The following is an 11,131-nucleotide window of genomic DNA, read 5'->3' on the forward strand; positions in this document are numbered from 1 at the left end:
CTGGTCGGCCTGCCGTTACGCGCTGCGCGCTAAACGGCGGCCAGCGCAACGCGCAGCGCTTAGCCGGGTGGCGTATCTTCGCCGCCTACTCCCACCCCGTTTTCTTATGGCTTATTATCATCGTCTGGGGCAGATTCCGCGCAAGCGGCACACCCAGTTCCGGCAGCCCGATGGCTCGCTGTATGCCGAGCAATTAGTTGGTACGCTGGGTTTTCACGGCGTGTCGTCGCTGCTCTACCACCAGCACGCGCCTACCCAGATAAAGCACGTGGGCGAGCCCAAGCCCGCCGCCGTGAAGCTGCTTAAAGACCGGGCACTCTCGCCCGAGCACCTGCGCACGCTAGCCCAGACCACCACCGGCGGCGACTACCTGGCGGCCCGCCAAACCATGCTGGGCAACGCCGACTGTACGCTCAGCATCTGCAACCCCACCGACAAGCGGATGGCCTACTACTACAAAAACGCCCTGGCCGACGAGGTGATTTTTGTGCACGAAGGCCGCGGCGAACTGTGGAGCCAGTGCGGCAAGGTGGCCTTCGAGCCGGGCGACTACCTGGTGGTGCCGCGCACCATCATTCACCAGCTGCACTTCGAGGAAGGGCCGGTGCGCCTGCTCATCATCGAGTCGTTCAGTCCCGTCGAAACGTGCCGGCGCTACCGCAACCACTTCGGGCAATTGCTGGAGCATTCGCCTTACTGCGAGCGCGATATCCGCCCGCCGAGCGAGCTTATTCTGGAGGAAGGCGAGGGCGACTACCTGGTGCAGGTGCGCAAGGAGGGCCAGCTGCACCAGCTCACCTACGCCCACTCGCCGTTCGACGTGGTGGGTTGGGATGGGTATTTCTACCCCTACGCCTTCAGTATCCACGACTTCGAGCCCATCACGGGGCGGCTGCACCAGCCGCCGCCCGTGCACCAGACGTTTGAGGCTAACAACTTCGTTATCTGCTCGTTTGTACCGCGCTTGTTCGACTACCACCCACTCAGTATCCCGGCCCCCTACAACCACTCCAACGTGGACTCGGACGAGGTGCTGTACTACGTGGCCGGCAATTTCATGTCGCGCCGGGGCGTCGATTTAGCGTCGTTTACCTGGCACCCGAGCGGCATTCCGCACGGCCCGCACCCCGGCACCGTGGAGGCCAGCCTCGGCAAGAAAGAAACCCACGAACTCGCCGTGATGGTCGATACCTTCCGCCCGCTCTACCTCACCGAAACGGCGCTGCACTACCTCGACCCGCGCTACCCTATGAGCTGGAACCCCGACTTCGTGCCCGACCCGCCCAGGTCGGCCGACATGATGGACTAGCGGATGAGCATTTGTCATGCTGAGCGCAGCGAAGCATCTCTACCGCATTGACCAACTGTGCGATAGAGATGCTTCGCTGCGCTCAGCATGACAAGCGCTCACTCCTTCATTCACCCATTCGCCATTTTATCGTCGCGATGCGGTTATAGTAATCAAACATCCGCGCCACTTCCTCCGCTTGCTGAAAGTGCAGGTCGTAGTATCGGGCGTAGGCCAACACCTGCGGGGCACGGTCGCCGCACAGGCGCAGCACGGCTTCTTGGGTGAGAGGCAGGGGGCGCAGAGCAACGGCCGGGTCGTAGCCGGGGCCAGCTAGTAGCTGCGCCGGAGCCGCCGCGGTGGCGGGCAACTGGGCCAACACCAGCGGGCCGGCGTAGGTGCAAGTTAGAATTTCGACGGCCTCGCGGCGGGTGGTAAAGTAGCCGGTGCGGAGCAGGCGCGTGCGGTACACGCGGCGGCCCATTGGGGCTTCGGGCCGGCGAAAAGTGCTGGTCAGCGCGGCCGCTTCAGCATTTGGCTCGGTAGCTTCGGCCGGGTCGGTGGTGGTAGTAGGCGGCTCAGGGGCTGCCATTTCAGCTGAGGCGATGAGGTCGCGCAGTTGGGCGGCGGCGATGGTGAGCTGCGAGCCCGTAGCCCGCCGTTTGGCACCAACCTTAGCGGTGTCCTGGGCAGGCCGCGCCAGCGGCAGGCGGACCACCTCTTCTTTGGCTGCCTTGCCGCTGGTGCCAGGGGTAGCGTTGGCCGGGTTCGCGGAGGCAGGTAGGCTCAGGGCCAACAGCAAAGCAGCAGGTAAAAGCGTAGTCATAGCGAGCGGAAAAGTAAAGGGGGGCGCAAACGCCTACCTCAAAAGTAGCTCCTCAATGGTAGTTTTCTGCGATGCTTGATAACGATTCCAGTAGAATTATATTCGCTTTAGATATACTTAAAATCAGTAGTTTATTTTAAACTACTGAGCACCTTACTACTAGCTGTCGGCCGCGTCTTAGCCAGCGGTCGCCCCACGACGACACACTACTACAAAAAATCCAGCCTGCTAGTCAGGCAGTTACCTTAGCTACTGGCGCACTATCAGCGGTTGCGGCCGTACTGCTCGTGGCTGCTCACCCAGTCGCTGCTCGAAATGGCAGCGCCCAAACTCAGCTCGCCGGCCAGCACCACGCCGGCCACTATCTCGGCAAATTTGTTGACCGTGCCCTGGCCCACGCAGCCCAGCATCCGCAGGCACTCGTTTTGGGTGGCCAGGCCGGTGCCGCCGCCGTAGGTAGCCACGATGAGCGACGGAATGGTGATGTTGATGTACAAATCGCCCTCCTTCGTGACCTCTGAATACAGCACCCCGGCGCTCGATTCGCTGACATTGGCCACGTCTTGCCCGGTGGCAATGAAAAGCGCCGTAATACCATTAGCCGAGTGCGCGCCGTTGTTGTTAGCCCCTGACAGAAAGGCTCCTACGTTGCTCACCTGCCCGTGGTAGGCCAGCTGCTCGGGCGTCACGCGCATGCGCTGCTGCAAGATGTCGCGCCGGATAACGGCCTCGGCCACCACGCGCTTGCCGCGGGTGCGCATCACATTTATCTGGCTGGCTTTCTTATCAGTGGCGAAGTTCGATTCGAGATAAAAGCGCCGGATGGGCGCGCCTTTGTATTGCTCCAGTATCCAGGAGCAGGCGGCGAAGGTGGCGCGGCCCACCATGTTCTGGCCCGCCGCGTCGCCGGTCGAGAAGTTGAAGCGCAGGTAAGCAAATTTGTTAGACAAGTACGTATCAATGTATTGCAGCTTGGCCACGCGCGAGGTGCTTTCGGCCTCGGGCCGGATAAGCTCCAGGTTTTCGGCCACCCAGCGGCCGAAGTCGCGCGCCCCACGGGCATCGTCGAACACGAACACCGGGGCGCGCTGCATGGCGTCGCCAATAACGGTGCACTTCACGCCGCCACACAGGTTAAGCACCTGAATACCGCGGTTATAGCTCGCTACCAGCGTACCCTCGGTGGTGGCCAGCGGCACCAGAAACTCGCCCTGCGCGTGCTCGCCTTGCACCAGCAGCGGGCCAGCCAGGCCCACCGGCACCTGCGCCACGCCCACGAAGCTTTCGCAGTTGCCGCGCAGGTCGTGCGGGTCGAAGGAATAATTTTTGAGGTGCGTAAACTCTTCGTTGGTAAAGTTTTCGGCAAATTTCTGGCGCGCCTGAATGGCCGCCTCGGCATAGTCGTCGTCGCTGGAGCGCGGAATCCGCACGCGGCCATCGGGGCTGGCGATGGTATCCTCCACTTCCACGGTCAGGGCCCCGAACACATCGGTGTCAAACTGCACTTCCAGCGTGTGCAGGCCCTCGGGCAGCGGCGGCGTAGCCAGCCAGAATGTAAGCGCCCGGCCCACGGGTAGCTCGATGCTATGGTCGGCATTTATACCACTGGCTTCCAGCACTTCCCCATTGCCCAGGTCCAGCGTTATGCCTTCGGCCGGCACTACCTGCCCGCCCACCCGCACCTGGCGCACGCCAGTGAGGCGCACGGTATCGAGGCGGTTTTTGATGCTGAAGGCCACGCCCGCGCCCTCGGGCCGGTTGTGCAGGCTGCCTCGGGTATAAAGTAGTTTCAGAAGCAGGGGGCTGGGCGTGAAAACCATAGGGGCAAGTGAAAACTGGGTGAGCCGGAATGCAAAGAGACGCAGGAAAATCGCGCGGGTTTTGCACGGGCTTGAAATTTGAGCGCTTCTGATAAGCTGGCCGGTAGCAGGCCTGCCCGCAAACTTATCGCGTTTTTTCGGGCATTGGCCTGGTTTTTTTCGCAACCCTGCCGTTACCTTTTGGTTATAATTTCGCCCGGCACGCCCGCCGTCCTTCTTCACGATGCGCCCACCTGCGTGCGGCGTATCTTTGTTGATTCATTACTACGTCTCCGACTTCTACCTTACTCGCCGACGGTTTGTCCCTTATGGCATCACTATCCGACTATCCCCGCTTCACTCTCGGTGCCGAGCTAACCCAGGAGCAGCGGGCCTTTTTTGCTAAATACGGCTTTCTGCACTTCCGCCCTTTCGCCTCGCCCGAGCAGGTACAGGCTTACCTCAAAGCCACCCAGGACGTGCAGCGCAACTGGCTGGACAACCACGTGGAAAAGGTAAACGGCGTGCCCATCAAGTACGGCAAGGACGTGGACGGCTCGCCCATCGTGCAGCGCTTCGCCTTTGCCTCGCAGCACAGCCCCGTGCTGCACGAGCTGCTGCAAGACCCGCGCTTCGAGGCCCTGTTTCCTTTGCTCGAAATGAAGGGCGGCCGCGTGGGTGAGAATGAGCGCGACGGCCTGGTAGTCAACCACTACGTAAACGTCGAAGGCTCGGAGTTTTCGCAGATGGGCTGGCACACCGACTCGCTGCGCGACGTGTTTTACGGCAAGAAAATCCGGCCCATGCTCAACGTGGGCTTGCACCTCGACGGCACTAAGGCCACCAACGGCGGCCTGCGCGTGATACCCGGCACCCACCGCCAGGGCCTGGGCAAGATGCTCTTCCGCAAGAAGTACTACAAAGACGTGTACTACGACCCCAACGAAGTGGCCGTCGAAACCGAGCCCGGCGACCTCACCGTGCACGACGGCCGCATGTGGCACCGCGTGGCGCAGTCGCCGCTCGTGGGCCCCGAGTCGCGCCGCCGCGTTATGTACGTGCCCATCATCGGGGGCAAGTACCAGCCCAAGAGCGAGGAAAGCCCCACGCCGTTCTACCTGCGGTTCCTTCACCTTGTTAAATAGCTTTTCATTTAACAGTTATCAATTAACATTTAACAGCTTAGCTATTAATTTATAGCATCTCTGCACAAGCTTAATTGAGCTGTTAAATGTTAATTGATAATTGATAAATGAAATTTGCCCTCATTACCGGCGCTTCGCGCGGCATTGGCCGCGAGCTGGCGCTGGGCCTGGCCCAGCGCGGCTATGACCTGCTGCTGGTGGCCCGCTCCGAAGCGCAGCTGCAAGCGCTGGCCCAGGAAGCCCAAACCAAGTACCAGCGCACCGCCCACGTGCTGGCCCTCGACCTCACCCAGCCCGACGCCGCCGGCCAGGTAGCCGCCTGGGCCGGGCAGCACGCACCCGGCGGGCTGGCGGTGCTGGTTAACAACGCCGGCTACGGCCTGTGGGGCCGCTTCGAGAACCTGAAGATGGATGAGCAGCTCAATATGCTGCAACTCAACCTCAACCTGCCGGTGCAGCTCACCTATGCGCTGCTACCGCAGCTGCGGCAGGCCGGCTGGGGCTACATCCTGAACGTGGCCAGCACGGCCGCCTACCAGGCGGTGCCCTCGCTCACGGTGTATGCGGCCAGCAAGGCCTTCGTGCTCAGCTTCAGCCGGGGGCTGCGCTACGAGCTCAAAGACAGCGGCATCAGCGTTACCTGCCTCAGCCCCGGCGCTACCGATACCGACTTCGGCAACCGCGCCGGCATGGGCAGCGAGCTGCAAGCCGTGGCCAACAAAGTATCGATGACGCCGGCCGCTGTGGCCGCCGCCGGCCTGAAAGCCCTTTTCGCGGGCGAAGCCGAACTCATTCCTGGCGTGCTCAACAAGGTATCAGCCGGCCTCACGAGCGTCGTGCCCAAGGGCATTGTCGAGAAAATCGCGGCTGGCATCTACGAGAAATACTTGTAGCCGCCCTCACATTCAACGCACAGAGAAAAGCCCGCTGCCCGCCGTTTGGCGGTTGCAGCGGGCTTTTTTGCGAAAAACAATTTTTTCTTGAAATGACAAAATTTTGCACTTTCGTTTTAAAAATCTGAAAATCAATTGCTTTTTGACTACTATACTTTAGGTGAGTACGTACTCACTAAAAATAGGTAAGCTAACACTTACTGTAAGTCGGATTTCCGCCGTAATATTGTTCCACCAAACGGCTAGGGCCTCCCACCCAGCTAGCCAACCACCCTCTCTCTGCTTACCCGGTCGTTGCTCCCACCCCGCCCGGTTACATTTCAACCTGCTGTTATCCGGTCGTTGCTCCCACCCCGCCCGGACGCTTATCCCACTCCACTCTTTATTCGGCCGTTGCTCCCACCCCGCCCGAATACGCACACTCTCTCAGTTCTGATTAGCCGGTCGTTGTTCCCACCCCGCCCGGATGATGTACCACCCTCTGCCTGGCACGCCTCGGAGCGCCGCCGCTAGCAGACACTGAAAGTTGCTCAGCCGGCCGATTTGGTTTTCCAAATCGGCCGGTTTCCGTTTAAGCCAACCTCGACCGAAACGCTGCATACAGCCAAAAAAACCGGCTAATCCGCGCGTTTATGCCGAACTTGCGGCCTCTATCCCGAGTTTAAGGCCCGTTTAGCCCAGCGTTCTGCCGCTCGGTTTTTTTGCCTCTAGCACCACTACCCCATGATTACCCGCCGCCAACACATTGCCAACGTGGCGTTGCAGCTGTTTGGGGAAAAGGGCTTTGCCAACACCTCGACCCAGGCCGTAGCCAAAGCGGCGGGCGTGTCGGAAGCCTTGATTTTCAAGCATTTCGGCTCGAAAGACCAGCTCTTGGATTTTATCATCAAGAGTGGTTATCAGCGCATTATCGAGCAAAACCGCGGCGGGATGCTCGAAACCGACGCGCTCGCCTTTATCCACAGCGTGATTGACCTGCCCTATAAGATGGTGCAGGACGAGCCCTACTTCTGGAAGCTGCAATACCGCCTCGCCGACTACGAAACCGCCCGCCAGCAGCACGAGCGCTTTATGCGGCCGGTGCCGGCGCGCTTGCAGCAGGCCTTTGAGCAGCTTGGCTACCCCGAGCCGCAAAAGGAAACCGAACTGCTGCTGCTGCTGATAGAAGCGCTCTGGAAAATCGAGGCCAACCAGCCCGACGAGCACGTGCGCGACATGCTGGAGTTTATTAAGCGCAAGTACGGGCCGCAGTAGGCGCCGGGGCAATGCTAGCGGGCGACGGCAGCATTTCGCGCACTATTTGCAGGCGCTGCTGCAAGGCATTGAGCACGGCGGTAGGTGTGGGCACATTGCCTTGGTTGTGCCGGGCCAAGTGGTCGAGCAGGTGCTGCATCTGGCGCAGGGCAACCACAACTAACTGCTGCACGGCCTGCCAATGTGGGGCCGGCAGGTGCCGCCGCACCGCCAGCAGCTCGCTGATTAGGGCGGCTAGCTCTTCCAGCACTACCAGCTCGTGCGGGCTGAACTCGCGCGGCACGGGGCTACCCAGGCACAGCACGCCCACGGCCAACCCCTCGCCCAGCAGCACGGGCACGCCCACGTAGGCCGCCAGGCCCAGCCGCTGAGCGGTGCGCTGGTGGGCATTGGCTGGCGCGGTAAGCAGGTGATTGAGCACCAGCGGGTGTTGCTGGCGCACGGCCAGCGCGCAGAGCGACTCTTCGCGGGGCAGCGCGCACAGGCCCGGCACGCCGTGCGTGGCCGGAAAATCGACCTGCTCGGCCCCTACCGTAGAAAGGAAAGTGCTGGGCAGCTGGTAGGCGCGGGCCACTACCTCTACCAGCTGCTGGTAAACGGGCTCGGCAAAGGCGTCGGCTACCGCCGAGGCCCCCAGCGCCCGCAGGCGGGCGGCTTCGTTGCCGGGTAGCAGGTAGGCGGGGGTGGCCATGAGGAAAGTAAACGGGGCAAGTGCCTACCAGGTGGCAGGCGGGAAATAACTCAACTACCGGCCGCAGGTTTTGCCGGCTTGGCGAAGGCTGGTGCGGCGGAGCCCACGCGGCCCCGGCGCACCAGCCTACAGGGGCAGCCGCACGCGAAACGTAGAGCCCTCGCCCAGGGCACTCTCAACGGTAATGGTACCGCCCCGGTTGTCGATGAGGCGCTTGATGGAATAAAGGCCCACGCCCGAGCCCTCCACGTGGTCGTGCAGGCGCGTGAAGAGGCCGAAGAGCTGGCTTTGCTGCGCGGAACTCAACCCCAGGCCGTTGTCCTGCACGCGCAGCTCGGCCCACTGCGCGTCGCAAGTGGCCAGCAGCTGCACGCGGGCGGGGCGGCCGGGGGCGCGGTACTTGAGGGCGTTGCTGAGCAGGTTATAGACGATGCTGCGCACGTCCTTGGGCGAGCCGTGCAGGATGGGGCAGGCCTGCACATCAACCAGCAGCTCGCCCTGGGCTTCGGCCAGCAGGGGCGCCAAATCCAACTGTACCTCCGCTACCAGCGCTGCCAGGTCGAGCGGCTCGCGGCGCAGGCCGTTGGCCTGCTGCTCGATGATGCTGGTAAGGTGCCCGAGCGTGGTCTGAAAACGCTTGATGGACTCATCCATCAACCCCATAATAAACTCCACGTCGCGCTTGATGACGGGCTCGTCGAGCAGCTCCTGGCGCAGGGCGGCCAGCAGGCCTTCGAGGTTGGCCACGGGCATCCGCAGGTCGTGCGAGGCCGTGTAAATGAACGTATCCAGGTCGGCGTTGGCGTGCGTGAGCTGGGTGTTGGCGGTGTTCAGCCCCAGGTTGGTGGAGGCCAGCTGCTCGTTGAGCAGCTGCACCTGCTGGCGGGCCAGCACCTGCTCGGTGGCATCGTAGGCCAGGGCCGCCACCCCCACTATGCGGCCCTGCTCGCGGTAGGGCTGGTAGGCCAGGGTGATGTAGCGCGGGCTGCCGGGCTGCAGCTCGGCCAGCGGCATTTCGAGCACCGTTTGACTGACGCCGGTGGCGAAAACCTCATCGAGCAGCTTTACCAGCCCCGCCGCCCGCATACGGGGGTAGATTTCGGCCAGCTCGCGGCCTAGCAGCTCGCCGCCCGCCCAGCCCTCGGGCGGAAAGACGTCCAGAAAGGCCGCGTTATAATAATCGATGCGGTGCGCGGGCTCGCGCAGCAGCAGCACGGCCACCGGCGTTTGGGCCACCACCTGGTAGAGGTCGTCGCGCTCCTGGGCGCGGCGCTCGGCCACGCGCAGCAGCTCGGCTTGCAGGCGTTCGGTTTGCTGGCGGGCCAGCACCGGCGCGGTTACGTCGGTCACGAACATGGCCACGCCCACCCGCTGGCCCGCCTCCTCGTAGGCCTGGTAGGTGAAGGTGAAGTAGTAGGGCCGGGGCGGCTGGCCGTCGGCTTGGTCTACCAGCATCCGCACTTCGTGCCCGCGCTGGGTTTCGCCGGTGCGGTAGGCTTGGTCGAGCAGCGCCACGAAGCCCTGCGCCAGCATGTCGGGCATCGCCTCGGCCAGGGGCTGCCCGATGACTTCGCGCCCGGCGATGAGGCCCTGGCCGTAGTCGTTGATGTAGTCGACCACGTGCGCAGGCCCGCGCAGCACCAGCACCGACAGGGGGGCTTGTTGGAATACTTTCAGCACCTCCTGACGCAGCTGCCCCCGCTGCTCGGCAGCGGCCAGCAGCTGGGTTTGCAGCCCTTCGGTGTGCTGGCGGCGGCGCACACGCTCGGTCACGTCGAAGCCGAAAACTACCAGCCCGTCGATGGCGTCGAATTCGTTGTAGCGCGCTTGGTAAATAAAGTCGAAGTAGCGGTTGCGCACCTGCCCGTCGGGGTCGGCGAAGGGAACAGGAGATTCTTGCCCCTCGAAGGTTTCACCCGTGCGATACACTTTTTGCAACACCTCGGCCAGCGGCGTATCGGCCAGCTCGGGCACGGCGGCCAGCAAGGGCCGGCCCAGCAGCGGGCGCTCGGGAAACAGCGCCTGGTAGTCGTCGTTAAGCAGCTCAAACACCAGCTCGGGGCCGCCGAGCAGGGCAATGGCGGCGGGCGCTTCCTGCACCAGGCGGGCCAAGCGCTGGCTTTGCTGCTGCACCTGCCGGGTGCGCTTTTGCACCCGCGCTTCTAGCTCCTGGTTCAGCTCTTCCAAGTGACGGCGGGCCTGCACCTGCTCCGTCACGTCGTAAGAAAAATCGAGGACGCCATCGATGCGGCCCTGGGCGTCGCGCAAGGGGTAAAAGCAGAGGTTCAAAAAGAACTGCCGGCGCTGCTGGCCCTGGCCCGTGTGGTCGAGCCACACCTCCAGCTCCTGCTGGTAGCTGGGCTCGCCGGTCTGGTACACGTGGTCCAGCAAAGCCAACACGCCCTGCTCCTCGGCTTCGGGCAGCACCTGGCGCAGCGAGCGGCCGGGCAGGTCCTGCGCCGGGAAATAGCGGCGGTAGGCGGCATTCACGAAGTGGTAGACGTGGTCGGGGCCCTGGTACGTCGCCACCGGCGCCGGCAGGGCCATCAGCACCTCGTAGAAGCGTTGGCGCTGGGCTTCGGCCTCGGCGCGGGCGGCCTGCTCGGCGGCCTGGGTGTCGCGCAGGGCCTGCTCCACGGGCGTGCGCGGCTGGTCGTTGGTGTCGGTGAAGTTGACGACCAGCACGTTCTCGTAGCGCTGGGCCACCAGCCGGAAGTAGCCGTCGAGCCCGTCGGCCTGGTAGTTGGTGTGGTGGCGTTGCAGCTCGCTCGTTTCGTAGGCCCGGCAGCAGGTGGCAAACACCCCATCGGCCTGGGCGGCCGGAAACAGCATGCGCAGCGACGCGGCCGGCCGCTCGGGCTGCTGAAGCATACGCTGGCCGGCCGCATTGAGGTACACCCAGGCGAAGTCCTCGATAACCGAGTGGGTAGCGTCGTAGAGGGGGCGCAGCACCGCCACGGCGGTCAGCGACATCGTGAGCAGTGTATGCAAAAACCCAGTGGGCTGGGCCACGTCAGCGGGCAGCAGCGGCTCAGAAGCAGGGAACATACAAAAAGCCGATAGCGGCCAGCGTAAAAATTTTAGCGGCTACAAAATAAATAGTTTTCTGGTTCAGCCGCGGTGCGTTGCCCCCGCCCCGGCCAGGATGCGCCCCCGGCGACCGGGTACCGTAGCGCGAACTTTGTAGTTCGCGTTTTTGCAACGAGCGAACGTCGTAAAAAACGCGAACTACAAA

Annotated in this window: 9 protein-coding genes; 4 read left to right on the forward strand and 5 right to left on the reverse strand. The window is 62.9% G+C overall.

What is annotated here, in order from left to right; all coding sequences use genetic code 11:
• Positions 1 to 106: 106 nt before the first annotated feature.
• The gene (locus VFO93_RS12705) at positions 107 to 1,309 is read left to right on the forward strand and encodes a homogentisate 1,2-dioxygenase (protein ID WP_325134749.1); all 1,203 of its coding nucleotides are present in this window, start codon (positions 107 to 109) and stop codon (positions 1,307 to 1,309) included.
• A gap of 106 nt (positions 1,310 to 1,415) precedes the next feature.
• On the opposite strand, the gene VFO93_RS12710 is transcribed toward VFO93_RS12705, so the two are convergent.
• The gene (locus tag VFO93_RS12710; RefSeq protein ID WP_325134750.1) at positions 1,416 to 2,114 is read right to left on the reverse strand and encodes a hypothetical protein; all 699 of its coding nucleotides are present in this window, start codon (positions 2,112 to 2,114) and stop codon (positions 1,416 to 1,418) included.
• 263 nt (positions 2,115 to 2,377) lie between these two features.
• Complete coding sequence (locus VFO93_RS12715; protein WP_325134751.1) at positions 2,378 to 3,934, reverse strand: hydroxymethylglutaryl-CoA reductase; 1,557 nt, start codon at positions 3,932 to 3,934, stop codon at positions 2,378 to 2,380.
• A gap of 308 nt (positions 3,935 to 4,242) precedes the next feature.
• On the opposite strand from VFO93_RS12715, the gene VFO93_RS12720 reads away from it, so the two are divergent.
• The 3 genes from VFO93_RS12720 (at position 4,243) to VFO93_RS12730 (ending at position 7,205) form a co-directional block, all read left to right on the forward strand.
• Positions 4,243 to 5,058 carry a phytanoyl-CoA dioxygenase family protein gene (locus VFO93_RS12720; protein ID WP_325134752.1) on the forward strand — a complete coding sequence of 272 codons (816 nt, stop codon included), beginning with the start codon at positions 4,243 to 4,245 and terminating at the stop codon, positions 5,056 to 5,058.
• A 107-nt stretch (positions 5,059 to 5,165) separates the two neighbouring features.
• Positions 5,166 to 5,951: an SDR family oxidoreductase gene (locus VFO93_RS12725; protein ID WP_325134753.1), complete on the forward strand. Its 786-nt coding sequence runs from the start codon at positions 5,166 to 5,168 to the stop codon at positions 5,949 to 5,951.
• A gap of 723 nt (positions 5,952 to 6,674) precedes the next feature.
• Complete coding sequence (locus VFO93_RS12730; RefSeq protein WP_325134754.1) at positions 6,675 to 7,205, forward strand: TetR/AcrR family transcriptional regulator; 531 nt, start codon at positions 6,675 to 6,677, stop codon at positions 7,203 to 7,205.
• Here VFO93_RS12730 and VFO93_RS12735 read toward each other — a convergent pair.
• The 3 genes from VFO93_RS12735 to VFO93_RS12745 all read right to left on the reverse strand — a co-directional run.
• Positions 7,180 to 7,896, reverse strand: coding sequence for a GAF domain-containing protein (locus VFO93_RS12735; protein ID WP_325134755.1), 717 nt, complete (start codon positions 7,894 to 7,896; stop codon positions 7,180 to 7,182). The genes VFO93_RS12730 and VFO93_RS12735 overlap by 26 nt on opposite strands.
• A gap of 126 nt (positions 7,897 to 8,022) precedes the next feature.
• Positions 8,023 to 10,944, reverse strand: coding sequence for a PAS domain-containing sensor histidine kinase (locus VFO93_RS12740; RefSeq protein ID WP_325134756.1), 2,922 nt, complete (start codon positions 10,942 to 10,944; stop codon positions 8,023 to 8,025).
• Positions 10,928 to 11,131: hypothetical protein (locus VFO93_RS12745; protein ID WP_325134757.1), on the reverse strand; the 204-nt coding region annotated here is incomplete at its 5' end. The genes VFO93_RS12745 and VFO93_RS12740, both read right to left, overlap by 17 nt.

This window comes from Hymenobacter sp. (genome assembly GCF_035709525.1).
In the GTDB taxonomy this organism is placed as follows: domain Bacteria; phylum Bacteroidota; class Bacteroidia; order Cytophagales; family Hymenobacteraceae; genus Hymenobacter.

What these genes read in the sequence shown, in the direction of transcription:
- VFO93_RS12705 (WP_325134749.1), top strand. Translation starts at nt 107, where the DNA reads ATGGCTTATTATCATCGTCTGGGGCAGATTCCGCGCAAGCGGCACACC.
- VFO93_RS12710 (WP_325134750.1), bottom strand. Translation starts at nt 2,114, where the DNA reads ATGACTACGCTTTTACCTGCTGCTTTGCTGTTGGCCCTGAGCCTACCT.
- VFO93_RS12715 (WP_325134751.1), bottom strand. Translation starts at nt 3,934, where the DNA reads ATGGTTTTCACGCCCAGCCCCCTGCTTCTGAAACTACTTTATACCCGA.
- VFO93_RS12720 (WP_325134752.1), top strand. Translation starts at nt 4,243, where the DNA reads ATGGCATCACTATCCGACTATCCCCGCTTCACTCTCGGTGCCGAGCTA.
- VFO93_RS12725 (WP_325134753.1), top strand. Translation starts at nt 5,166, where the DNA reads ATGAAATTTGCCCTCATTACCGGCGCTTCGCGCGGCATTGGCCGCGAG.
- VFO93_RS12730 (WP_325134754.1), top strand. Translation starts at nt 6,675, where the DNA reads ATGATTACCCGCCGCCAACACATTGCCAACGTGGCGTTGCAGCTGTTT.
- VFO93_RS12735 (WP_325134755.1), bottom strand. Translation starts at nt 7,896, where the DNA reads ATGGCCACCCCCGCCTACCTGCTACCCGGCAACGAAGCCGCCCGCCTG.
- VFO93_RS12740 (WP_325134756.1), bottom strand. Translation starts at nt 10,944, where the DNA reads ATGTTCCCTGCTTCTGAGCCGCTGCTGCCCGCTGACGTGGCCCAGCCC.